Source organism: Paenibacillus endophyticus (assembly GCF_014192395.1).
Classification (GTDB): domain Bacteria; phylum Bacillota; class Bacilli; order Paenibacillales; family Paenibacillaceae; genus Pristimantibacillus; species Pristimantibacillus endophyticus.
The window spans coordinates 107,679-132,766 of record NZ_JACHXW010000020.1; the positions used below are offsets into that span (position 1 = coordinate 107,679).

Annotated in this window: 18 protein-coding genes and 8 tRNA genes; 2 read left to right on the forward strand and 24 right to left on the reverse strand. The window is 50.3% G+C overall.

The window, feature by feature from the left end; translation table 11 throughout:
* Positions 1–36 precede the first annotated feature (36 nt).
* Together FHS16_RS25000 and FHS16_RS25005 are read right to left on the reverse strand one after the other, a co-directional pair.
* On the reverse strand, positions 37–3,129 hold the full coding sequence (locus tag FHS16_RS25000; RefSeq protein WP_183569296.1) for an AAA family ATPase: 3,093 nt from the start codon (positions 3,127–3,129) through the stop codon (positions 37–39).
* A complete protein-coding gene (locus FHS16_RS25005; RefSeq protein WP_183569298.1) occupies positions 3,126–4,301 on the reverse strand; it encodes an exonuclease SbcCD subunit D in 1,176 nt (391 codons plus the stop codon). The genes FHS16_RS25000 and FHS16_RS25005 overlap by 4 nt, the downstream gene beginning before the upstream one ends.
* Before the next feature lie 210 nt (positions 4,302–4,511).
* Between FHS16_RS25005 and FHS16_RS25010 the strand changes: the two genes are divergently transcribed.
* The gene (locus tag FHS16_RS25010) at positions 4,512–5,756 is read left to right on the forward strand and encodes an MFS transporter (protein WP_246431948.1); all 1,245 of its coding nucleotides are present in this window, start codon (positions 4,512–4,514) and stop codon (positions 5,754–5,756) included.
* 165 nt (positions 5,757–5,921) lie between these two features.
* Here FHS16_RS25010 and FHS16_RS25015 read toward each other — a convergent pair whose 3' ends face one another.
* From FHS16_RS25015 to FHS16_RS25040, 6 genes are all read right to left on the reverse strand, one after another.
* Complete coding sequence (locus FHS16_RS25015) at positions 5,922–6,134, reverse strand: hypothetical protein (protein WP_183569300.1); 213 nt, start codon at positions 6,132–6,134, stop codon at positions 5,922–5,924.
* Between the two features lie 35 nt (positions 6,135–6,169).
* The gene (gene hydA / locus FHS16_RS25020) at positions 6,170–7,597 is read right to left on the reverse strand and encodes a dihydropyrimidinase (protein WP_183569302.1); all 1,428 of its coding nucleotides are present in this window, start codon (positions 7,595–7,597) and stop codon (positions 6,170–6,172) included.
* Positions 7,598–8,902 carry an NAD-dependent dihydropyrimidine dehydrogenase subunit PreA gene (gene preA / locus FHS16_RS25025; protein ID WP_183569303.1) on the reverse strand — a complete coding sequence of 435 codons (1,305 nt, stop codon included), beginning with the start codon at positions 8,900–8,902 and terminating at the stop codon, positions 7,598–7,600.
* Positions 8,895–10,268: an NAD(P)-dependent oxidoreductase gene (locus FHS16_RS25030; RefSeq protein WP_376769702.1), complete on the reverse strand. Its 1,374-nt coding sequence runs from the start codon at positions 10,266–10,268 to the stop codon at positions 8,895–8,897. Before FHS16_RS25030 ends, preA begins: the two co-directional genes overlap by 8 nt.
* Positions 10,269–10,340: 72 nt before the next feature.
* A complete protein-coding gene (locus FHS16_RS25035) occupies positions 10,341–11,591 on the reverse strand; it encodes a M20 family metallo-hydrolase (RefSeq protein ID WP_183569305.1) in 1,251 nt (416 codons plus the stop codon).
* Positions 11,563–12,960, reverse strand: a complete 1,398-nt coding sequence (locus tag FHS16_RS25040; protein WP_183569307.1) for an aspartate aminotransferase family protein — start codon at positions 12,958–12,960, stop codon at positions 11,563–11,565. Before FHS16_RS25040 ends, FHS16_RS25035 begins: the two co-directional genes overlap by 29 nt.
* Positions 12,961–13,315: 355 nt before the next feature.
* On the opposite strand from FHS16_RS25040, the gene yhbH reads away from it, so the two are divergent.
* Positions 13,316–14,470 (forward strand): sporulation protein YhbH, encoded by a 1,155-nt coding sequence (gene yhbH, locus FHS16_RS25045; protein ID WP_183569309.1) that lies wholly within the window; start codon positions 13,316–13,318, stop codon positions 14,468–14,470.
* Positions 14,471–14,519: 49 nt separating this feature from the next.
* On the opposite strand, the gene FHS16_RS25050 is transcribed toward yhbH, so the two are convergent.
* The 16 genes from FHS16_RS25050 to FHS16_RS25125 all read right to left on the reverse strand — a co-directional run bounded on the left by FHS16_RS25050 (position 14,520) and on the right by FHS16_RS25125 (position 24,872).
* Positions 14,520–15,743 carry a niacin permease NiaP gene (locus FHS16_RS25050; RefSeq protein WP_183569311.1) on the reverse strand — a complete coding sequence of 408 codons (1,224 nt, stop codon included), beginning with the start codon at positions 15,741–15,743 and terminating at the stop codon, positions 14,520–14,522.
* 161 nt (positions 15,744–15,904) lie between these two features.
* The gene (locus FHS16_RS25055) at positions 15,905–16,057 is read right to left on the reverse strand and encodes a hypothetical protein (protein ID WP_183569313.1); all 153 of its coding nucleotides are present in this window, start codon (positions 16,055–16,057) and stop codon (positions 15,905–15,907) included.
* A gap of 42 nt (positions 16,058–16,099) precedes the next feature.
* The gene (locus tag FHS16_RS25060; RefSeq protein ID WP_183569338.1) at positions 16,100–16,951 is read right to left on the reverse strand and encodes a carbohydrate ABC transporter permease; all 852 of its coding nucleotides are present in this window, start codon (positions 16,949–16,951) and stop codon (positions 16,100–16,102) included.
* Positions 16,952–16,998: 47 nt separating this feature from the next.
* Positions 16,999–17,898, reverse strand: coding sequence for a carbohydrate ABC transporter permease (locus FHS16_RS25065; protein ID WP_183569315.1), 900 nt, complete (start codon positions 17,896–17,898; stop codon positions 16,999–17,001).
* An 88-nt stretch (positions 17,899–17,986) separates the two neighbouring features.
* Positions 17,987–19,381, reverse strand: a complete 1,395-nt coding sequence (locus FHS16_RS25070; protein ID WP_183569317.1) for an ABC transporter substrate-binding protein — start codon at positions 19,379–19,381, stop codon at positions 17,987–17,989.
* A 117-nt stretch (positions 19,382–19,498) separates the two neighbouring features.
* The gene (locus FHS16_RS25075; RefSeq protein WP_246431949.1) at positions 19,499–21,190 is read right to left on the reverse strand and encodes a response regulator; all 1,692 of its coding nucleotides are present in this window, start codon (positions 21,188–21,190) and stop codon (positions 19,499–19,501) included.
* The gene (locus FHS16_RS25080; RefSeq protein ID WP_183569319.1) at positions 21,111–22,925 is read right to left on the reverse strand and encodes a sensor histidine kinase; all 1,815 of its coding nucleotides are present in this window, start codon (positions 22,923–22,925) and stop codon (positions 21,111–21,113) included. The genes FHS16_RS25075 and FHS16_RS25080 overlap by 80 nt, the downstream gene beginning before the upstream one ends.
* A gap of 229 nt (positions 22,926–23,154) precedes the next feature.
* A complete protein-coding gene (pdaA, locus tag FHS16_RS25085) occupies positions 23,155–23,946 on the reverse strand; it encodes a delta-lactam-biosynthetic de-N-acetylase (protein WP_376769703.1) in 792 nt (263 codons plus the stop codon).
* Positions 23,947–24,094: 148 nt separating this feature from the next.
* Positions 24,095–24,171, reverse strand: a tRNA-Pro gene (locus FHS16_RS25090).
* An 8-nt stretch (positions 24,172–24,179) separates the two neighbouring features.
* A tRNA-Thr gene (locus tag FHS16_RS25095) sits at positions 24,180–24,255 on the reverse strand.
* 74 nt (positions 24,256–24,329) lie between these two features.
* Positions 24,330–24,405: transfer RNA gene (locus FHS16_RS25100), tRNA-Thr, on the reverse strand.
* A gap of 31 nt (positions 24,406–24,436) precedes the next feature.
* Positions 24,437–24,513 (reverse strand) — tRNA-Met (locus tag FHS16_RS25105).
* 17 nt (positions 24,514–24,530) lie between these two features.
* Positions 24,531–24,605, reverse strand: a tRNA-Glu gene (locus tag FHS16_RS25110).
* Between the two features lie 16 nt (positions 24,606–24,621).
* Positions 24,622–24,709, reverse strand: a tRNA-Ser gene (locus FHS16_RS25115).
* 5 nt (positions 24,710–24,714) lie between these two features.
* Positions 24,715–24,790, reverse strand: a tRNA-Asn gene (locus tag FHS16_RS25120).
* Positions 24,791–24,795: 5 nt separating this feature from the next.
* Positions 24,796–24,872 (reverse strand) — tRNA-Ile (locus FHS16_RS25125).
* Positions 24,873–25,088: the final 216 nt, after the last annotated feature.

Sequence of the window (25,088 nt, forward strand, 5' to 3'; positions counted from 1 at the left end):
GCCCAGCGCGCTCGAAGCAGACTTTTTTGTTGCGAATTATTTGACCAGCATCCTCGTTCTGCTGAAGCCCTCTTTGGTCTTCATAACTTCAAGGCAGGCTGGAAATGCATCCTTCAGCTCCTGCACATGCGAGATAACGCCAATCATTCTGCCTGCCTTTTGCAAATCCACAAGCGTGGCGATCGCCTTTTGCAGCGACTCCTCATCAAGCGATCCGAAGCCCTCGTCTATAAACATCATCTCAATCGTCACGCCACCCATATGGGATTGTATGACGTCAGTCATGCCAAGCGCCAAGCATAGAGAAGCATTGAATTTCTCTCCGCCTGATAATGTCTTCACGTCGCGGTTCTGGCCTGTATAGGCATCGTATACATCCAGGCCGAGCCCGCTTTGCTTGCCTCGCGTTTCAAGCCGGTCGCTTCTCTGCAATGAGAATTGCCCATTCGACAAATCATGAAGCCTCGCGTTTGCCGCATGAAGGATTTGTTCCAGGTACTCGATAAGAATATAACGCTCGAACGATATCTTTAAAGCATTATCGCCTTTGAGCATATGGAATACATCCATCATTTCCTCCAGCGTTCCTTCCAGCGTCTTCACCTGCTCGTTCGCCCTGCTTATTGAAGCTGCCAGCCGCCGCGCGGTCTCGGCCGTTCGCGATGCGCCCTGAGCGGCCGACAGCCACTCCTCCATCTCGCGTTTAGCAGCCGAGAGAGATTCCTCTAGCTGCAATAATGGCATGCGCGGTTTGCCGGCAAGCTCGCTTTGCAGCTCTATAAGCTGCTGCATAACGGAAGCATGCAAAGTTTGATAAGAAGAAATCTCTTTTTTCAACTGTTCTCTTGAAAGCTCCGGCAATACAGCCTCGGTGTACTGCTGAATCGTCGTAAACCCAGCCTTCTCTAATTCGTTCAACAATCTCTGCTCTGCTTGCTGCTTGCTGAACACCGCTTCCCGCAGCTGCTGCTCCGCTTGATCGGCATACGCTTTGTGCTCAGCGAGCTTAGCTGTCTTGGCTTGAAGCTGTTCCTGTGCGGCAGTCCAAGCTTTATGCATACGGTCTGACAAGTTCTGCTGCTCATTGAGCTTATTACTTAGCTGCTCAGACGAGCGCAGCGTATCCGGCACCCGCAGCAGCTCTCGCTCCATTGCAGACTGCAGCGAGGTTTTCTCGATAGCAAGCTGCTGCCGTTGCTGTTGAAGCTGATCCTTCGCAACCATCTGTTTCTCTAGATGCAGTTCCTGACGTTCATACAGCTGCTTAAGCTCAGGCAGCTGCTTTGCTTTGGCTAACAGCTTGTCCGATTCATCCTTAAGTGAACGCCACTGCTTCGCAAGCTCCGCCCGCTGCTCCTCCAGCCTTTCGGCTTGCAGGCCGAATTCCGCAAGCTCTCTCGCCTCTTCTTCCCTTGTTGCGCGCGCTGCCGCGGCTTGCGCACGCGCTTCAAGCCATTCGCGCTCCACAGCAGCTAACTGCGTCTTCACTTCCTGAAGCTTCAGCCTGCTAGGCACTTCCGTTCCCGAACTCGCCTTAATGGGATGCTCTTCGCTCCCGCATACTGGGCATGGCTTCCCATCATGCAAGTGAGCAGCCAGCAAAGCGGCCTGTCCCTCAATCCAAGCGGATTCGAGAAGGTCATGCTCCTCCTTCGCTTTGGAGAAGCTTAATGCGAATTGCTTCTCAAGCTGTGCAATGCGCGCCATTTCCTTCTCCACCTCGACGAGACGCTTAAGCTGCTTTCCTTGCTGCTCCACCAAGCGAAGCTTGTCCTGCAGATCACCGAGTCCAGCTGTTTCAAGCTCGGTAGCCTTAATCAGCGCATTCGCAGACTGACGCGTCTCGCGGAGCTGCATGAGCTCCGCTTCCGCTTGCTGCAGCTTTAATTCGCACAGCTCTTCCGCTTGTATGAGCTTGTCGATCGCTTGCTGCTGACCTGCGAGCTTTTGAACGACCGGCACAAGCTCTTGCAATCTGTTAATCTCGCGCTCAGCTTCGCGGCGTTCTTCAGCCCGCTGCTCCTCTACAGCAAACATTTCGACAGCCTGAAGCTGCCCACGTTCGGCAGCCTCCCGTTCGGCGGTTCGGATGGACAGCTGATTTTGTTTGGCTGAGGCATCCGTGCTTGCCCGCTCCGCCTGCTCCTTGTAAGGCGTAAGAATGGCTGCTTTTTCCGCAAGCGCGAGCTGCTTTTCTTTTGCCTCGTAATTGGGTTTTTGTTCGGTTAATTGCTCAAATTGGGTCTTCTTGCGGTCATGCTCTTCATGCTTGCTGTTAACTGCCGCCGCTAAGCGCAGCTTCAATTCCTCAGATTCGAGGCGCACCGCAATCGCAGTCTTCTGCGACTCAGATTCGCCTGCAAGCTGGGTGTAGAACGCTAATTCCAGCTCCAGCGCTTCAAGCACCTGTGCCGCGCTGAATATATCCTGCTTGAGCGTGCTGAACAGCTGTCCTTCGACTCGCTCAGGAAGCGATTCCTGCACTTGCTTCAGATAGGCCTGTTCAGTCGCCTTCGCTTCCTTCAGCTGATCCTGGAGCGCGCGGTGCTTCTGCTGGAATCGACTCTCCAGTCGTTCATAGAGCTCCGTTCGAAATATTCGGCGCAATATTTCTTCCTTATTATCCGTATCTGAAGTCAGCAGCTTACGGAATTCACCTTGCGGGAGCATGACAATCTGGCTGAACTGCTCCTTCGTCAAGCCGATGATTTGCTCCAGCCGTATGTTGACATCGGAAATGATGAAGCGGTCGACTGCCGGCACAGCCGTTCCGCTCGTCGTTTCGTAAAGCTCCGCTTTGCCGCCGGTCTCACTTTTATTGCTGCCCTTGCGATGGGGCATTTGCCGGATGACCATATAGCTCCTGCGACCTAGCGCAAATTCAAACTGAACGGAGGTATGTATGTCCTCAGGGGCAAAATGGCTTCGGAGCATCCGCGCATCCGCCCGGTCCTCTCCGCTTGCGGTTCCATAGATCGCAAAACATATCGCATCGAATATAGACGTTTTGCCAGCTCCCGTGTTGCCTGAAATGACAAATAAACGCCGGTGCTCCAGCTCGCTGAAATCAATCGTCTCCGCATCTCGATAAGATCCAAACGCAGTCATCGACAGCTTGATCGGTCTCATAGGGCGCCTCCCTCCTCACGCAGAAGCTCAGCATAGGTTTCCGCGAAAAGGTTTCTTTTGGCTTCGGCAAGCGGCTGGCCTTTGACCTCCTGATAGAAAGCTGAGAACAGCTCAATCGGATTCGCCTCCCGCCTTCTTGCGGCGCCGCCCCAATCCAAGCCCTCAGCAGCTACAGCGCCGCTTCCCGAAAAGGACGAACGACGCTCCACATGCAGCGCATTCGGATATACCGCACGGACCTTCTCCATCGGGAACAGTACGGGATTATCATTGAGAAGCGTGACGAATACGTAATCCTCATTCACCGCATGTTTCTCGATTTCTTCGATTGAAGCAGCAATGCGGCGCATATTGCGCAGCGGCTGCAGCTCGCGCTTCTCAATCTTCGTTCCGCCCGATGCGTCTAGCTCAATGACTAAATATCCTTTTATATGATTCTCTTCGGAGATCGAATATTTGAGCGGCGAGCCCGCATACCTTATCGTATCGTTCTTCACGAAGTGAGCCTGATGCAAATGGCCGAGCGCCGTATAATGAAACCGCTCGAAATATGCAGCACTCACATGCTCAGCCCCGCCTACCGACAATGGCCGCTCTGAATCGCTCGTATTCTGCTCGGGTTCCCCAGAAGCCGTTACGAAGGCATGGCCCACGAGCACATGCCGCGCATTGCTCTGCATGCCTGCTGCAAGCCTGCTCGTTATCGCACGCATCGCATCATCATGTGTTTTGACCGATTCATCATTCAGCACATAGCGCACCTGAGCGGGATCCGCAAATGGAACGAGGTGAAAATGAACCTCTCCATACTCATCGTGAAGCACAATTGGATCTATGCTTCCGCGAATCTGACCGGCCAAATACAATCCGTGCTTCTCCATCATTTTGGTGCCGAAATTAATGCGGTCAGGACTGTCATGGTTGCCTGAAATAGCAAGCACTGTCGTCTCTAGATCAATGACAATGCGGCTAAGCAGCTCATCCAGCAGCTCAACTGCGTCCGTTGGCGGAACCGCCCTGTCATAAAGATCGCCTGCAATAATAACCGCATCCGGACGCTCCAGCTCAATTGCTTGAAGCAGCTGCTCCAGTACGTAACGCTGATCCTCCGTCATATATACACCTTGCACGAGCTTGCCCAAATGCCAGTCCGCGGTATGAAATATTTTCATTCGTTGCAACACCCTTTCCTCGCACAGTGAAATCCACTCGATTCATGCTAACTCCCTAACCTTTATATTACCATTCGTGTATATGCATCGCATAGTGCAGCACAAAGGCAAGCTTATAGCTTGCGCATCCCGCCAATACGCGATAAAGTTAACCATGCTTCACTATTTCAATCCATTTTCATGACTATCGCGAACTGGAGGTTCACAACATTGTCACGCTTGTCAGCTGGTTTATCCAAAAACTACATATTATTGCTAATTGTCGTATTCGGCGGGTTTCTCATTTTTGGTTTTTCCGAAAATATTAAAGGTCCTGCATTGCCTAGAATGCAAAGCGATTTAAAGCTCGACGAGCTTCAAATTGGCGTTTTGCTTGCCTTCAATTCACTTGGATACTTGCTCGCTTGTACGTTCACAGGCTGGCTGTCCAACCGTGCTGGGATGAAGCTGACGCTCTCGCTGGCATTCGGCTCCATGGTTATTTCCGGCGTTTGTATTTATTTCGCAGCGAATTATACCGCTATCTCCGCTGCTTATTTTCTTATGTATATAGGAAACGGAATGTTGGAGATTGGCCTCGCCATACTCGCAGCAAAAATATTCATCAAAAATACGGGTACGATGATGAATTTGGCTCATTTCTTCTATGGGCTCAGCTCAACCTTCGCTCCGATAATCGCAGCATCACTCATGGGTGTTGAAATATTCGGCTCCGAGCTCGGCTGGCGGGGCATGTATATGCTCATGCTCGCCCTCTCCATCCTTCCTATGATGCCAGGACTATTCGCGCGCTATAAGAATGAGGGGGAGCCTGCGGCAGAGCGCATATCCTTGAAAGAGTTCGCTCGGGACAAAGTCGCTTGGCTAATCGTCGCCGTATTGTCATTCGGCGTCGTATCCGAGCTCGCCGTCGGCGGCTGGCTTGTCAATTTCCTGGAGAAAGCATACGGCTGGAGCAATGATTCCTCATCCAAAATGCTGTCCGCCTTCTTCTTCTGCTTCATGCTTGCACGGCTAGTGCTCGGTCCGATAACGGACAAAATTGGATATACGATGTCGCTTATCATCTTGTCTGCTTTTTCAGGGATATGCTCGGTTGCTGCCATTATTGCAGGCGAATCTGGCGCCTTCCTATTCGCCTTGGCTGGGGTAGGCATCGCCCCCATTTACCCTACGGTTATGGCTTTGCTGGCGAAACGTTATCCGAGAAATGCCGATATGGCTATTACGTTCACCGTAACCCTGATGGGAATAGCGAGCGTTATCGGGAATCTAGCCATTGGCGGCATAATCGAATGGACCAAGCAGCTGTTTGCTGACAGCGGCAGCTCGCAGGAAAGTCTCGTCGCAGGCTTGCAGGCCGGATATTTGTTTATTGGCGCTTGTGCCCTGCTTTGCTCGGTTACCTCACTCATCTTATATCGCATGCTGAGGCGTGCGCAGCAGATATTGTAATGGAAACACAAACAAGCCCTGAGTTCCTGCTTATGCAGCACAACTCGGGGCTTTCTTTTTCATAAGCGTATGAACAGCCGGACAAGCAGCTCATGTCACAAGGTTTGGATTCTATCCTCTAAGCAATCCCTTGCATGAAGCTTTCGCTGTGCACGAATCAATTGATTAAGTGGGACGTGCTTGCTTCAACAGCATATTGACGAAATATTTCCGGGCATCCGCCGTTTCGACCAGCAACGACACTTGATCTCCTTCGGGATGCTTAAGCTCCAGCCAATCGCCGCTGAGCCCCTCCCGGACTCCGGCAATCACATACTGCTGGTTCAGATAAGCGTCAATTTTCCGCTTTTCTTCGGCATACTGCTCATATGCAGACATTCGGCAGCCTCCTCGAGTGTTTGTGGTATACATTCCTACGTTGCAGGCGCATCAGCCGCTGTCGATAACGGCTCATTCGCTGAATGAAAAGGTGCTCGCTTCAAATAACGGCCTGCAGCAAGCGAGCCGACGAATTGCCGGTCGCGGATTACGAACTCCCCGCGCGACATGACACTTACTGGCTGGCCAGTGACCGTCATCCCCTCGAAAGGGTTGTAATCCACGTTCATATGCTGATTTTTGACAGACAGCGTCCGCTGTGCCAACGGATCAAAGATAACGATATCCGCATCGCTGCCAACAGCAATCGTCCCTTTCTGCGGGAAGAGACCGAACAGCTTGGCGCTTCGCGTGGACACGATATCTGCGAATTGGTTCAGCGTGATTCGCCCTTTATGGACGCCTTCCGAATAAAAGAGCGAGAACCGATCCTCGATCGTCGGTCCTCCGTTCGGAATTTTACTGAAGTCATCTAACCCAAGATCCTTCTGTCCCTCGAAATTAAAGGAGCAATGATCGGAGCCGAGCGTCTGCAATTGACCGCTGCTCAGCGCATGCCACAGCACATCCTGGTGGAAGGGCTCCCTCAGCGGCGGCGACCATACATACTTTGCTCCTTCGAAATCCGGCTTCTCCAGACTGGACTTATCAAGCACCAAATACTGCGGGCATGTCTCGCCCCATATGTCTACTCCCTGCAAGCGGGCTTCCGCAATCTGCTGCACCGCCTCCGCACAGGTCACATGGACGACATATAATCGCGCGCCAGCAAGCGCAGCAAGCTTGGCAGCGCGTCCCGTCGCTTCTCCCTCTAGAATTGAAGGTCTAGTAAGCGCATGGTAGATCGGTTCTGTCTGTCCCGCTTCCAAAGCCTTTTGAATCAAGAACTCAATGACATCGCCGTTCTCAGCATGTACCATTACCATTGCGCCAAGCTCTTTTGCGGCCAGCATAGTCCGGAACAACGTACCGTCATCGGCTTGGAATACATGTTTGTATGCCATAAACACCTTTAAGGAGGTAATGCCCTCCTCTGCCACGATGGATGGGAGCTCGGCAAGCACTTCGCCGTTGATCTCCCCTATCATGAGATGAAAGCCGTAGTCGATAGCCGCTTTCCCGTCCGCCTTCTTATGCCATGCGGCAATCGATTCACTCAATGGCTTTCCTTTTGTCGTCAGGCAGAAATCGATGATGGTCGTCGTTCCACCGAAAGCGGCAGCCATTGTCCCCGTCGCAAAGTCGTCTGCCGTGACCGTCCCGCCAAACGGCATTTCCAGGTGGGTATGCGGATCAATGCCTCCGGGGAATACGTATTTCCCTTCCGCGTCAATGATTTCCGACACATTCTCCTCAAGCCCAAAGCCGATTTGCGCGATCACGCCATCCTCGATCAGCACATCTGCTTTGTACGTATCGGCTGCCGTAACGATGATCCCATTCTTAATGAGTCTCTTTGCCACCTATACCGCCTCCTTCTTGCCTGGATTATCCGAATCCTTGCCGTTTCCCAAAGCCGCAATTGCCGCTTGCCGCTGGTTCCAGCTAAGCGGCATCTCCGCAGCAGGAACCTCTAGCATCGTAATCGCCCCTTCAACCGGGCAAACAATCGAGCAGAGATTGCAGCCAACGCAATCCTCCTCGCGAACTTTGAGATACGCTGCGCCATTCTCGTCCGTATGCCGCTCGATACATTGATGAGACGTATCCTCGCAAGCAATATGGCATTTATTGCACAAGATGCAAGTTTCTTGTTCAATACGCGCGACTACTGCATAATTCAGATCCAGATCTCCCCAATCCGAGTACTGCTCAACCGACTTGCCGATTAGCTCGTTGACCGACAGCAGCCCCTTGCTATCCAGATAATTGTTCAAGCCATCGATCATGTCCTCTACGATGCTGAAGCCGTGATGCATGGCCGCCGTGCACACCTGCACGCCTGTCGAGCCCATGAGCAGAAATTCAACCGCGTCCTTCCAGCCAGAGATGCCCCCTATACCCGAAATCGGAACGCCGACTAACGGATTGCGCGCGCATTCCGCTACCATATTCAATGCTATTGGTTTGACGGCTGGACCGCAGTAGCCGCCATGCGCTCCTTTCCCGCCAACATGCGGAATCGTATTCCATGTCTCAATATCAACGCCAGCAAGTGAATTTATCGTATTAATAAGCGAGATCGCATCAGCTCCGCCGCGAACGGCCGCCTTAGCTGTTGCCGTAATATCGGTGATGTTGGGTGTAAGCTTAACGATTACGGGCGTCCTCGCTGCCTCCTTGACCCACATCGTCTGCATTTCCACCAAATCGGGCTGCTGTCCAGAAGCAGCGCCCATCCCGCGCTCAGCCATCCCGTGCGGACAACCAAAATTCAGCTCCAAGCCGTCCACGCCAATGTCTTCGACACGTTTAACAATCTCATGCCATTTCTCCTGCTTCGGCTCGACCATGAGCGATACGACGACTGCATGGTTCGGAAACCTTCTTTTCGTTTCGTATATTTCCTTTAGATTTATCTCCAGTGGACGATCCGAAATGAGCTCGATATTGTTGAAGCCGGCAACGCGCTGCCCGTTGAAATGAACCGCTGCGAATCGAGACGATGTATTGATGATTGGATCGCCGAGCGTCTTCCAGACGGCTCCGCCCCAGCCTGCCTCGAATGCGCGCTGGACTTGATAACCTGTATTTGTTGGCGGTGCCGAAGCGAGCCAGAATGGATTCGGTGATGCAATGCCAGCCAAATTGATGCGCAAATCAGCCATGCTGTTCCCTCCTCGCAACAAGTGTATTGTAGATGGCATATGCTGTCTTCTTCCCTTGCTGTGCTGCTGATACGACCATCGCCTCGCCTTGGCCCTCGCCAAAAACGACGTCGCCTGCCGCATACACACGCGGATTGGAGGTTTGATAGGTTGCGGTGTCTACTGTTACGATTCCGCGTTTATGCGCAAGGCCAAGCTGTTCGATAAGCGGAAGATGCCGCAGCTGCCCAATCGCTTTGATTACTGCATCAACTTCCAGCATGAAGCTGGACCCTTCGATCGGAACCGGCCTCCTTCTCCCGCCTTCTTCCGATTCTTCCAAGCTCATCCTCTGGCATTCGATAGCCGTTACGTTGCCAGCCTCATCCCCGATAATCCGAAGCGGAGAGCTTAGCCAAGCAAACTCTACGCCGTCCTGCTTGGCGAACTCGAATTCAAAATCGTAAGCCGTCATCTCTTCTCTGCTCCGGCGATAGATCATCTTTACGAGGGAAGCACCTAACCGCACAGAACATGTAGCCGCATCAACCGCTGTATTGCCTGCACCAATTACCGCAACCCTCTTGCCGATCAGATCCTCCCGAAGCTCTGCTTTGGTCGATTCAATGAAGTCGATCGCATCATATACGCCGGCTAGCTGCTCACCCTCAATGCCGAGAATCGGCACCTTCGCCATGCCTATGGCAAGTACGATCGCATCATGCTTCGCTAGCAAATCCTCCACGCTTACGTCGATGCCGACTTTGGTGCTCGTCCTAATATCAACCCCAAGCTTTCTCACCTGATCAATCTCCCAAAACGAGATGCGCTGCGGCAGTCTAAACGATACGATGCCATACGTATCCAGGCCACCAGCCTGCTCCTTCGCTTCGAAGATCGTGACGGCGAAGCCGAATCGCGCAAGCTCCCGCGCCGCTGAAAGCCCGGCCGGGCCTCCGCCGATGATGGCAATCGACTTCCCGTTGTCAGCACCTGCGCTAAACAAGAGCGAGTCATTATGGATCGCCCAATCCGTCGCATAACGCTGCAGATCGCCAATCATGATCGGCTTCGACGAATGATTTAGTACGCAAGCCCCTTCGCACAGCTCTTCCGTCGGGCATACACGGGCACAGGTGGCACCAACCGGATTCGCGTCCATGATTGCGCGGGCCGATCCTTTCATGTTGCCGGAAGCGATTTTTTTGATAAAGGAAGGAATATTGATTCCCGTAGGGCATGCTTTAATGCATGGGGCATCATAACAATATAGGCAGCGGTTGGATTCTTCCATCGCTTCCTTTGGCTTCATGCCTGCCTTTACCTCGGCAAAATTGCGCCTAAGCGAGTCAACAGGTATATACGCCGCTTTGACCGTCATACTCATGCCGTCTCCTCCTTATAAGCTCACATTCTGATCATGCATTGTCCCTTGCATGGGCAGCAGAATCATAAGACGCTATTCCGTTAATCGAAGCGCCGTTCGGTAGAGCAGCTCTACTCCGAGCGCTATATCCTTCTCAGATGAGAATTCCTTCGGGTTGTGGCTGATACCGTCCTTGCACCGGACAAATATCATCCCGTAATCGCAAACATAAGACATGATCAATGCATCATGAAAGGGGCCGCTCATGAGCTCTGGAGGCGTCAGTCCAATCAAAGCTGCTTGCTCCCGCAGCAATGTCCGCAGCCGCGGCGCACAATACCTGGGATCGCTTCTTGTATCCTCCCGAATCGTATACGTCAAGCCATGCTCCGCGCAGGCCGACTCCATGAGTGCAATCAACCGATTCTCCATACTGTCTCTGCGTTTTACGTCAATATCCCGGAAGTCAACGGTAAAGCTGACCTTCTCAGGAATGATGTTGCGCGAATCCGGAAATACAGACAGCGAGCCGACTGTTCCGACCGTCGGCGCCTCAGGATCTGAAGATGCCAGCTCGTTCAGGCCAACTATAATTTTGGCGCAGCCGACCAGCGCATCCTGACGCATCGGCATCGGAACGGAGCCTGCATGCCCTGCGAAGCCAGTCATTTCGACCGTCCACCAGACGGGGCCGGATATGCCGCTGACGATGCCAACCGGCTCGCCAAGCGCCTCGAGAATGGGGCCTTGCTCGATATGCAGCTCCAGGAACGTGCCGATCCTGCCTTCTTCAAAGGCATATCCAGCGAACGCTGCAGGATCGCATCCGAAGCCCAGCAGCGCTTCTCTGCGCGTAACCCCATTTTTATCCGTTCGCTCAAGCTCCCCCTGCTCCAGCTTTCCCGTCATCCCTCTAACACCGAACAAACCTTTGTTGAAGCGGCAGCCTTCCTCGTCGCAGAAGGCTACTACCTCAATATTCGAGGAAGGCTTAATACCTGCTTCGGCCATCGTCTGAACCGCTTCGATCGCACCGAGAACGCCGATCACGCCATCGTACCTGCCGCCATACGGCTGCGAATCGATATGCGAACCCAACATAAGCACAGGGGCTTCCTTATCTAAGCCTTCCAGCACGCCAATCAAATTGCCAAACGGATCGATTATGGTTTCCATACCCGCTTCGGCCATCCAAGCTTGAACCAGTCGCACTCCTTCACGGTCTTCATGGGAGAGGGCAAGCCTACAAACGCCAGTATCTCCGATTTTTCCAATTTGCCCTAGCGCATCAATACGCTCATGCAGCCTCTTTTCATTAATGCTCATGCTTTTCAACTCGCTCATCCCCCTCACTTCGCCCAAAAACCTGAAGAAGTGTGTCGGCAATAAACACAATCTCGTCATCGGTTGTCGATAAAGGAGGACTGAGCGTCAATATATTCATAAAGCCTGGGACGGTATCTCCGTTTTTGCCAATGAGCAGCCCTCTCTGCTTGCAGCCTGCAAGGATAGCGGTCACCCTAGCTGCGGAGGCCGGTTCCTTCGTTTGTTTATCCTCCACCATCTCAATCCCGATTGCTGAACCGAAGATGCGAATTTCGCCGACATGCGGATGTGATTGAAGCGGCTTCATTCGGTTTAGAAGCTCCTTCCCTATAAAAGCAGAGCGGCTAACCAGGTTTTCCCGCTCAAGTATTTCAATATTTTTCAGTGCTACCGCGCAGGATACCGGGTTCCCGCCAAAGGTATTGACATGGCGAAAGTGGCTGTCGGGTCCGCTTTCCTTGAAGCTATCGTACATTTCGGCTGACACAGCAGTTGCCGAGAGCGGGGAATATGCGCTAGTCAGCCCCTTCGCCATCGTCACCATATCGGGACGAACGCCGAAGTTAAGATGCCCGAACCTTTGGCCGGAGCGCCCAAAGCCGCATATGACTTCATCTACGATGAGCAGTACGTCATGCTTATCGCAAATTTGGCGCAGCTTCGATAAGTAATCATCAGGTGGGACAATCATCCCTCCGCCTGTAATGACCGGCTCCACGATAATTCCCGCTACGGAATCAGGGCCTTCCCATATAATCGCATCCTCATATGCCTGCGCGCATTGCGTTTCGCATGCCCCTCTCTTCTGACCGAAGGGGCATCGGTAGCAATAGGGCGGCGGCACATGCGTGAAGCCTGCGCCAAGTGGCTCGTACTTGAGCTTCCGCTGTGCTTGCCCTGTTGCGCTTAACGCTCCCATGGAGTTACCGTGGTAGGCTCTGTGCCGCGAAATATATTTGTGCTTGGAAGCCTTTCCCCGCTGGTGATGGTATTGGCGTCCGATCTTGAATGCAACTTCATTGGCGTCTGAGCCTGAGTTGGAGAAAAAAATGCGGTATTCGCCTTCCAGCCACTCGTTAAGCTTAGCGGCTAGCTCTATCGCTGGAACATGCGATTGAATGAGCGTAGAGTAAGCAATCGTCTTCATCTGCTCGGCGGCGGCATCGGCAATTTCTGTTCGCCCGTGACCAACGTTGACGCACCATAGTCCTGACATGCCATCCAAATAGCGGTTCCCTTCAATGTCCGTAATCCAACTGCCCTCGCCGGAAACGATGATCATCGGATTCTCATTGTGGGGAGAAATATGATGCCATAAATATTTGCGGTCCTTCTCCAGCAGTGCTTCCTTTGCTTCCGTATCCCCTGCTGCCTCATTCACGCCCATAGCCTGCATCTCCTTCTTCGCGTCAGCCGCTTCTATAATAGAGCGGACCGCGGAAGAGCGCCTCCGCGATCCTTACAGACTAGCCTATGCGGCTACCTCGCCGCATCTGCCAAAATTGTTTTGTCGATTGCTGCTACTGCTTTCCTTTTGTATGTTTATGAGCTATAGCGAACAGTTCATCCATTCTTCCTTCAGTCTGTTCATGCTATTCAATAGATTGCTAGATATAGACTAATTTTCATTCACATAACCTCTACACTCTTGAATATATTGAGTAACAGACAAGAAATAAGTAAAGGTCAGCTTAAGGGTCCCGCATATTACAGCTTTAACTTATTGGAATGAGGTGAGGGGAATGGAGTCAGAGCCGCTGTTTGTTGTGTCACGAGAGGATTGGTCGCTCCACCGCAAAGGCTATGAGGATCAAGCGCGGCATCAGGAGAAGGTGCATGAAGCAATTAAGCAAAATCTTCCCGATCTCGTTTCCGATGAAAGCATCGTTTTGTCAGACGGAAGGCGTACGATTAAGGTTCCTATTAAAAGTCTCGACGAATCCCACTTTATATACAACTACAACAAGAAGCAGCATGTCGGACAAGGCGATGGCGATTCGCAGGTTGGCGACGTATTAGGCGTAGACCCGCAAGCTGCCAAAGGACCAGGCAAAGGGCAGGATGCCGGCGATCAGCCAGGCGATGACGTCGTAGATACCGAAATAAGCATCGATCAGCTCGAGGATATGCTGTTTGAGGAGCTGGAGCTCCCTAATCTCGAGCAGAAACAAAAAGATCAGCTTCAATCAACCGAAATCGTGTTTCATGACATTCGGAAGAAAGGCATTATGTCCAATATCGATAAGAAGCGCACGTTGATCGAAAACCTGCGCCGCAATGCCAATGCTGGAAAGTCCGGCATCGGCGGTATTTCACCGGATGATTTGCGCTACAAAACATGGAATGAAATCGTAAAGCCGCAATCAAATGCGGTCATTCTAGCGCTTATGGATACCTCGGGAAGCATGGGTTCTTTTGAAAAATATTGCGCACGCAGTTTTTTCTTCTGGATGACACGTTTCCTGCGCCGTAAATATGAGCATGTGGAAATCGTATTTATCGCGCATCATACGGAGGCCAAGGAGGTTACGGAGGAGGAGTTTTTCAACCGCGGTGAAAGCGGCGGCACGATCTGCTCCTCCGCGTACCAGAAGGCGCTTGACGTCATCGACAGCCGTTATCCCACCGCGAATTGGAACATCTATCCATTCCATTTCTCAGACGGAGACAATCTAACCTCCGATAACGAGCGGTGTGTCAAGCTCATCGGGCAGCTTATGGAGCGCAGCAATATGTTCGGCTATGGCGAGGTTAACCAGTACAATCGCAGCAGTACGCTTATGTCGGCCTATAAGCATATCAGCCATAAAAAATTCATGTATTCGGTCATTAAGGAAAAGGGCGAGGTTTATAAGGCGCTTAAAACCTTCTTCTCTAAGCAAATAACCGGAGCCTAACTAACAATCCCACCTTACTGCATTCGCGGCATGGTGGGATTTTTTCGATTTACGCGGTTTCCTTGTCGGGGTCTGTCCCTTTCGTTTCCTTCCCCATAATCAGGACGGCAAACGCTCCGATAAGAATCGTAATGAAGAAAATTAAAAAGATCGATGTAATTTCAAATTTCCCAGCGACCAGCATGCCAACCAGATACGGGCCGATAATTCCGCCGATACGGCCAAAGGACGCCGCGAATCCGACACCTGTACCTCGCACCGCAGTCGGGTACAGCTCAGGCGTATAAGCATACATGGCGCCCCATGCTCCAAGATTAAAAAACGATAAGCATATGCCGGCGGCAATTAAGCCTCCTTCGGTCTCGGCATTGCCAAACCATAGCGCGCTTCCAGCCGTCAAAACAAGAAACGCAACCAATACGAACTTGCGCCCAAATTTCTCGATGCAATAGGCGGCTGTAAAATATCCCGGCAGCTGAGCTATCGACATAATGAGCACATATTGAAAGCTCTTGACCAGACCGAACCCTTTCAGCACCATGACGGACGGCAGCCACAGAAACATGCCATAGTAGGAGAATACAACCGTAAACCATAAGATCCATAACGTGATCGTTGCCCGGCGATGCTTCATAGACCAGATCGAGGCTACTCGCTTCCTAATGGATAGCCTATTGCCCTGCTGCGCTATATAGCTTGGCGAATCTTGAATCGCTCTCCTCAAGTAGAGCGCATAAAAAACAGGCAATGCGCCAATCAAGAAAGCCAGCCGCCAGCCGTAATGCGGGATCACAAAATAAGAAATCAAGGCAGCTACGATCCAGCCGCCTGCCCAGAAGCTTTCGAGCAGCACTACGGCACGCCCTCTCTCTGCCGCTGGCACAGACTCCGATACGAGCGTTGAGGCAACGGGCAGCTCGCCGCCAAGCCCGAAGCCCGCAATGAACCTCAGTACGCAGAGCATGGCATAACCTGCCGCCAAAGCCGATAATCCGCTTGCAACGGAGAAAATAATGAGCGTCCACATCAGTATGGAACGCCGACCGTAACGATCTGCCAATAACCCCGCAATCGCTGCTCCAGCTGCCATGCCGATCGAATTAATCGCCATCAATAGGCCGATCTGCTCTGCGCCAAGCTGCCATTCAACGGCTAGCGCCGTTACGATGAACGAGATCATGCCAACCTCCATCGCATCAAACAGCCAGCTAAAGCCTGCGCTTATTAACAATTTCCGCTGCTTGGGCTCACGCAGCAACGTCATATTTCCCATATTGTAAACTCCTTGTTTGTTCTTCAATTTCATATTCATTATTCATTATTCATTATATATCACAATCAAACTGTCTTGAATCTTGGTGTCTCCCCCTATAGTGTTGCCCGTAGTTGCCCGCTTTAGATAAACGCAAAAAAATAGAGCCGCCCAAACGGAATCTATTCCCGCTTGAACAGCTCTTTTTCATTTCCGCATACCATGCTTAACCGCTCATCCGCCATCTTTTTATGCAACAACCTGCTCGGATGGTTAATCGCATTCGCTAAATAATCATGAGTATTCTCGCCTTTTTCCTCCCGCAGCTTCCGCATTGATTGCGTTCATATCATTTGCATGCACGCCTCGTTATTTCCTTACCCTTTAAGTGATCCAGCCGTCATCTGCATAAAAGATTTGTTAGCGATCATATAGACGATGAGCAAAGGAAGAATCGACAAGCATGCCCCTGCAAGCATATAGTGCGTCTGTACCGCAGCCGATGCCCCATAGCGCAAATAGGACAGCCCTACGGTCAATGTTTGCAGCTCGGGAGTATTCATCGTGAACACGAGCGGCCGCAAATATTCATTCCAAGCCCCACAGAATGTGAACAATGCGCCTACCCCAAGACCTGGTCGAAGCAGCGGCAAAATAATTTTCCAGAAGATGCCCGCATTGGAGCAGCCATCAATTCTAGCAGCCTCATCGAGCTCTCTCGAAATCCCCTTGAGAAAGCTGAGCAAAATAAAGAAAATATAGGCGTGTCCGCTAATCAGAATAAGAATGACACCCCACAAGGAGGTATGCAGATGCAGCTTGATCATCAGCTCATATTGCGGGCGAATAACAACCGCTCCGATAGAAATAAACATAGTAGAAGCTTGGATAGCGACAAACAACGCTTTGCCAGGGAAATTCATCCGATCTACGACATAAGCCGCCATGGAAGCGACTATGAGAGTACCGATCGTCGTCACGCCGCTTAGCATAAGGCTGTTCCATGTAAACCGCGAGAAGTTAGCCTGTACCCAAGCCTCCGCAAAATTCTCGAAATGCCAGACCGAAGGAAGGATCGCTCCCCCGGTCGTTAGCTCCGCATTGGACATAAAGGATCCGAACAAGGTCACAACGATAGGGAAAAGGATGAGAAGCGCCGTTGCCAGCAGGAAGATCCAGAGGAGCACGCGTCCTCCCCAGCCGCCTTCGCGAAACGGATTTCGTCTCATATTCTTATTCGTGTATGGTATTGCTTCCGTCTTCATAGCGTCCTCCCTTATTGCATCTTATTCAATCGTTTTGACAGCATGTGGTACAGAAGCGTAATAATGCCCACGATAACGGCTGTCGTAAACCCTACCGCGCTGCCGTAGCCAAACTGCTGATCTACAACGGTACCTGAGGACGGGGTCGGGAAAAACAGCTTATACACGTACAAATACATGACCTCTGTTTTGCCGATTGGCCCGCCTTCGGTCAGTACCATAATCGTCTCGTAGCCCTTTAACGAGTTGATGATGGCGAGCATAATGACGATTTGCAGCACCGGGCCAAGCATCGGAATCGTCAAATACCAGAACTGCTGCCTTTTGTTTGCTCCGTCAAGCGATGCGCTCTCATAGACATCATTCGGAATATTTTGAAGACCTGCTAGGAATAACAGCATGTAATTCCCAACGGCGCCCCACACGGCAATCAAGATCGTGGTCATCATCGCGTGTTTCGGACCGAGCCAGTCGATTCTTTCGGAAATAATATTAAACTTCATCAAATATTGATTCAATATGCCATTATAGGAATTAAAGATGATAAAAAACACAACTGCCATAACGGCCGAGCTAATAATCGTAGGCATGAAATAAATGGCTCGAAGAAAATTCCGACCTTTCAGCTTCTGGTTTAAAATAACCGCGAGCGCTAGGCAAAGAGGGATCGTAATGATAAGCTTGCCGCCTGCATACACGAACGTATTGACTACCGATTCCCAGTACTGCGTGTCTCTCAGGAGCCTTTGAAAATTGTAAAAGCCCGTAAATTTCGCTTCTCCATACCCTTTATAATCATAAAACATATAGCGGATGGCCCACCCAAGCGGATAAATGCCGAGAACCAGCGTTAATATAAAGCTCGGAAAAAGGAACGCATAAGAAAACCCGATCTGACGCACTTTATTCATCGTTTCCACTCCCGTACAGTCTGTCTTTTAGAGATAGGAAAGGGCGGAGTCTGCACTCCACCCTCCTCATTCATTCATAGCCATGCGATTATTTCGCGCCTAGCTTCATCGGATCGAAATCCGGCTTAGGCTCAGCTTTAACCTCGCCGCTTGCAATCGCTTTATCGAGCGCCGCATTGTATCTTGTGTTTAAGTCTTTGATGATCTCATCCAAATTACCTTCGCCGAGCATATATTTGAAGAATGCGTCATTGCTTTTGATGCCTTCCACGGTCACAGTCGGATTCAGCGGCCAGGTTCCATCATTTTCAGTTGGAAGGAAGCCCTCAATGCCGTTAATATCCGGTTTGCTTGCTACAGCGGAAATGGACGGAACCATCGAGATGCCGAAACCTTTTTCATGGTATGTTTTCAGAATTTCATCTGCGTACATATACTCCATGAACTTCCAAGCCGCCTCTTGGTTTTTGGAGGAGCTGTTGATTGCAAGCCACTGACCGCCTACAAAAGAGCTTACGCCTTTGATGGTTCCGTCAATGGAAGGCACAGGTGCCGCAGCCCATTCGATTTTCGCTGGGAACTGGTTTTTGTAGACGCCGGGCTCCGATGAGAAGGAGATATACATACCGATTTTGCCTTCTGCGAATTGTGCGCGTAGCGGATCGATATCAAGCGCTTCCATGCCGGGAAGCGTACTGCCATCGTCATACATTTGTTTATAAGCTTGAATGATGTCTTTGAAGCCTGTGAAGTCGAAACGTGCCGTTTTGAAATCATAGCCGAAGCCGCCGATTCCGCTTACTTCCGCAATGACGCGAGCCGAACGTCCGAATGCGCTGTCGGGGCTTTTAAAGTTCAAGGCGAAGCCGTATGCGCCATCCGCTTTGCCTACCTCCGTAATTTTTTTAGCTGCGTCAACCATTTCGGCTAGACTCTTCGGAGGTGAAGCAATGCCTGCTTTGGCGAACAATTCTTTGTTATACACGAGCCGGAGTGTTGAACCGTAGTTCGGCAAGCTGTACACTTTGCCGCCAATTTGATTAAAGTCCTGAATGAGCGGGAACTCCTGCTTCATTTTTTCGGTCATCAGATCATCGATTGGAGCCAAGTAGCCTTTTGTTACGTAAGCTTGGATCGTATTTTCTTTGACGCGAAGCAAATCCGGCGCTTGTCCGGAAGCAAAGGCAAGATCAATCGCTTGGTTGTAGTCGTCTGTTTTAACGACCATCTCTACCTCGATGTTGGAATCATTCGTGTCATTGAAGCTTTGAATAACCTCTTTAATGTAATCCATGTCATGGCGATCCCCGGTCCAGTATACGATCTTTGTTTTTTTCTCGTTGCTGGCCGGGGCTGTAGCTGCATCTGATTCAGCTGGCTTATTCGTCGCTTCGTTGCCAGCGTTGTTGCTTGAATTGCCGCATGCCGCCAGTGCAACCGCTAGAAATACGCTGAGCACAACCGTTCCGATTTTTTTGTACATGTGTAATCCTCCCTTTGTAGGTGAAGCTTTATTGCTAGCTCCTTAACTATAAAAGATCCTCCCAAAATGGGTAATGAGGGTAGTTTGCGAATAGGGGCAGATATTTCGTGTTTATATTCATTCGGTTTTGGCCGATCTGCCGAGCGAAATTTCCTTGAATTCGGTAGGCGTCAGGCCCGTTTGTTTTTTGAACACCTCGCTGAAATAGCGCCGATGCTCGTAGCCGAGCTCCTGTGCGATCTCCTGTACTTGATAATCATCGATGAGCATCGTCTTGGCTTTTTCGATTTTTGCTTGCGTAACGAATTGTTGAAAGGTGGTGCCTGACACTTTTTTAAATAAGTTCGAATAATAGCCCCAGCTCAGATTGGCTTGCCTGGCGCAATGCTCTAAAGTCAAATCCTTTTCCAAATTCGATTTGATGTATTCGATGGATCGGTAAATGATTTTTTGCGATTCACTGGCATGCTCTTTATCTACTAGCCGGCAGCCAATATCGCATAATTCAATCAGCCATTGGCGGTATTCGAGCAGAGAGGCGCGACTGCCCCCTCTGGCTTCCTTGACTTTGGCTTCGAATTCCGCCAAATGCTCGCGCGGCAGCTTCTCTAGCAATACGCGAAGCATTTTGAGAGAAAGCCCGTGAAACAAATGCTCGACGTCGCTGGGCTCAGGCAGTACGTCCTGATTCTGCATCTCATCGAATATAGCCGTCAGCCACGCTATCGTCTTCTCCCGATTGCCGGAACGGAAGCTGAATAGAAACTCATTCTCGCTATCCGCCGTATATACCCACGCTGCTGAGCCTGCTTGCGTATGAGTGCTGGAGAGGAATGCGCCATTGCCTCCGGTATAGAAATGATAGGATAACGCGCTGAGCGCCTGCTGATAGCTCCGTGGAAGCTCACGCACTTGGCTTGCCTCTTGTCCGATTCCAATCGATATCGTAAATTTCGTATAATTCGCGATATTCTCGCAGCAAGCGTCAGCAAGCTGAATGAGATGCTCATGCGACTGCACATGAAGGATGCAAACATAGCGGTTGAGTGTTTCCCGAAACACAATTGACGGCGTATAGGCGGACATCGTTTCCTCCACGATATTTTGCAGAGAGAACCGGGCAAGCTCCAGCTCCTTTACGACCAGCGATCCGTATTTATCCATAAATTGATCGATCTGAATAACCATCACGGCATATGGCGCCGGCAAAGGCGGCAGATCTAGAAAGCCCCACCATTGCGCGATATCTGATTCATCCGTCTGATGGTGCACAAGCAATGACATATACTCCTGTCGAAGCGCCGGCAAGCTCTCCTTCATCTTCTTCTCCAGCTCGACGACATGAAGCCTGTCCTGCTTGTCCTGCTCCCACGCTTCTTTCGCCTTGACGACAACTTTAATGATGTCATCGATCGAAAATGGCTTCTTTACATAGTCGAGCGCACCGTATTGAATTGCTTTACGCGCATATTCAAAATCAGTATACGCGCTTAATATAACAATTTTGCTATGCGGCAGCATTTCTACGATACGGCGCGTCATCTCCAGACCGTCCATCTTAGGCATGCGAATGTCAGTTAGAATAATATCCGGCTTCGTTCTCGCAATGACTTCGAGCCCTTCCTCGCCATTCATTGCACTGCCTACGACCTCGATTCCGTATTGCCCCCATGGGATTTTGTTTTTGAACATGTCTACCACGCTGCGGATATCGTCAACGATACATAGTTTAACCAGCTGTTTCATCTGATCCATTCCCTTCCATTTGTCTCGGAATCCAAATCTCGACGACTGCTCCGCCTTGTTCATTGTTGCTAATCTCCATTCGCTGCAGCTCGCCATAATAGAGCTGCAATCGATGATAAACATTACGAAGCGCATAGCCTTCTTTTAGCGTTGTTGGATGAATGATATCTGCCTTGAGCCGTTCCGGTACGAGACCTTCGCCATTGTCCTCCACCTTCAAATACAGCCACTGCTCCTCCACATGTGCAACAATATGAATTTCTCCGCCCGACACACGGTTCTGGAAGCCGTGCAAAATGCTATTTTCTACAAGCGGCTGAATCATAATCTTTGGTATCTCGTATTCAAGAAGCTCAGGCTGCACTTCAAAATGACAAACGAACAGCTCCTCATAGGATAACTGCTGGATCGCCAAATATTGCCGAACATGATCCAGCTCTTCATTCAGCGTAATAAGATCCCGGCCGCCGCTTAAGCTAAGCTGGAACATTTGCGAAAGCGCTAATATCATTTCATTAACATCCTCATTCTCGCCAAGCACTGATTTGCAATAAATCGTATTTAACGTATTATAGAAAAAATGCGGATCCATCTGAGCCGACAACGCTTTAATCTCTGCTTTTCGTTTCTCCCTCTCCCTAATCTTCATATCCGCAATTAACTGCTGGATTTCATCCAGCATGCGGTTGAAGCGGAAACCGACCTGGGACACCTCATCCTTGTACTCACTCTCGAAACGCACGCTAAGATCGTTCTCCTCTACGCGTTTCATTAATTTCTGCAAGCGGAATAATGGCCTAAGCAGCACATATGTCAGATTGTTCGCAATAAATAAAGACAGCAGCAGGAAGCCTAATATGAAAAATGATGTGCCTCTCTTGATGCCATTCAGCTTGGCAAGCAGATCTGTTCGCGACTGAACTCCGACAATCATCCAATCCTCCTTGGCTTCAAGCCGAGAATAGTTGACCAAATACTCCTTCCTGCTGTCGCTGAAGAAAAACGAGCTGCTCATGGCATCCGTCAGCTGATTTACAAATCCAGCCTGCTTCGTAATAGGCATGGCCTCTGTTTGCCTCGACATATTCACTTCGTCCCCTGCGGAGTCAACGAAATAGTATTGTTTCTCTATGGTCGAGAGATTCTCCATAAACAAATCCAGCAAATCATCTTCCTTCACGTTAATGACCACATACACATCCGTCGAAACCTCTCCTAAATCATTAACGCCCTCTACAACGAGCGAGATCACGTTCTGCTTGTCCATAAAAAAAGCATCCTCATGGCCTTTCGTCCAAAAGCCTCGTTTGATATCCTTGAAATGATCGTATAAGTCGGATTCATAAAAAGACTCCTCTGTATCACGAACGTTCGAGGTATGATAATAATCACCGATCGGCGAAGCAATCAGAATGCTGTCAATCATGGAATCGTTAAATTTCACCTGCGAAAAAACAGGCTGCAACGCCGTCCACGTTTTGTAATATCGGCTGCTGTCTTTATTCTGGGCATCGGTCATCACCTGCTTGAAAGGGTCGCTGAACATAAGCGCTCTTACTGCTATGCCAATGTTTTTGAGCCTTTCATTCACGATTTGGGCGGATTGATTCACTGTCTCCTGGCTGGACTTGAGCGCGTTGCTTTGAATTTCCTTAGAGGCAATCAAATAAGCAATGCTTCCGGTCGCTGTAATTCCGAACATAATGAGAATGACAAAAGCCAACCAAATGCGATGTTTAAGCGATATCGAATAAAATAACCTTTGAGCAGCGGTTCTTGCCTTCATCTGCTTCATCATCCTCTTACACCTCTTTCGACTCACCTTGCTTTAGACACACTCTTTTTCATTATAGCGTCTGCCGCAAAACGGATATATGCGGGAAATCACGGATTGAGGGCAGCTTTCTAAAGACATTTCAGGCTTCTACCCTACCTGCTTTTCACTTGATCATACGCCAAGCTTCAGCATGTGAATATAGGTTTGCAGCAAAAAAGCCTTAACTCGCAAGGAGTTAAGGCTTTTGCTGCTAATTCGTTGGGTTCTGCTCGGTTGACAGCTGATCAAGACTCTTGAATTCATACCCTTGCCGCCTAGCCTCATCCACGATTTGACCAAGTGCCTCCGTATTATCCTTCGATACCGAGTGCAGTAATATGATCGCTCCGGGATGAAGCTGCTTCACTACTTCGCTGTACGCATATTGGGATCCCCTTTGCGCATTAACATCCCAGTCCTTATAGGCAACAGACCAGAATACATTCGTATACCCGAGCTGCTTGCTCGCTGCAAGTACATGTTCGCTAAAAATTCCTCTTGGCGGTCGAAGGTATTTCATTTCCTTTTGACCGGTGAGTATCTCAACTTGTGCTTTTACTTTCTCAAGCTCAGTCTTAATGCTATCCTGTGAGAGCTGCGACATGTCAGGGTGGCTCCAAGAATGATTCCCCACGATATGCCCTTCCGCCGCCATCCGTTTAATAAGCTCCGGCTGATCTTTGACGTAATGTCCGGTAACAAAAAAAGCGGCAGGCACTTGCTTCTCTTTAAGCACATCCAGTATACGTGGAGTAAATCCATTCTCGTAGCCATTATCGAAGGTGAGATAAAGCTCCTTTTGGCTTGTGTTGCCTAAAAAAAGCGCTCCGTGTTTCATAACGATGCTTTTGAAGCCCTCCTCGTCTATCGAAGGCAACCGTCCCTCCACGCTTTTCTTAAAGCCGAAGTGATATACGCCAGGCTGTCCCCAAGCGGATATCGGACTTATTACGCATAAAAGCAGGGCACACCATGTTATTACTCTTAGTTTCAAACTCAACAGCAGTGACCTCCTTCATCTGTTCCACTTTGGCGGGTAAATGGCATACTGCGATTTAATTTCCCCATATATGCACAAAAAAAACCGCTATTTCGCAAGTCGAGTGGACTTATTGAAATAGCGGTTTATATGTTGTTCATTGTTTATTAGATGGTCGGGACGACACGATTTGAACATGCGACCCCCTGGTCCCAAACCAGGTGCTCTACCAAGCTGAGCTACGTCCCGAGAAAAGATGGTGCCGTCGAGAGGACTTGAACCCCCAACCTACTGATTACAAGTCAGTTGCTCTACCAGTTGAGCTACAACGGCACATCCATTATGTCCGCCTTTATAGGCGGTTTGCGATACTACTTTGTAATACCTTGTAGTATCTAGAGAAAAAGTGGTGCCGTCGAGAGGACTTGAACCCCCAACCTACTGATTACAAGTCAGTTGCTCTACCAGTTGAGCTACAACGGCATATCCATTATGTCCACCTTTGAAAGGTGATTGGTTGCGGGGGCAGGATTTGAACCTGCGGCCTTCGGGTTATGAGCCCGACGAGCTACCGGGCTGCTCCACCCCGCGTCGTTACAAAAAAATATTGGTGACCCGTAGGGGACTCGAACCCCTGTTACCTCCGTGAAAGGGAGGTGTCTTAACCACTTGACCAACGGGCCTTGAAAAAATAGAGAACGGAGAGAGAGGGATTCGAACCCTCGCACCACTTACGCAGTCTAACCCCTTAGCAGAGGGTCCCCTTGAGCCACTTGGGTATCTCTCCAAACTTGGCTCCCCGAACAGGACTCGAACCTGTGACAACTCGATTAACAGTCGAGTGCTCTACCAACTGAGCTATCAGGGAAAATATGGTGGGCCCTAGTGGACTCGAACCACCGACCTCACCCTTATCAGGGGTGCGCTCTAACCAGCTGAGCTAAGGGCCCTAAGCATAAACTTGAATCTTATGTAAGATCTAACGTTTAAGCACGGACAGGCACATTGCGCCCTGAAAACTGGATACGAAAGATAAGGTTTGCTGAACCTTTACTGCTGCTGTCTACCGGGTGTATGGGCCCGAGTAAACGTGTTTAGGATAAGCCCTCGACCGATTAGTATTCGTCAGCTACACACATTGCTGTGCTTCCACCCCGAACCTATCA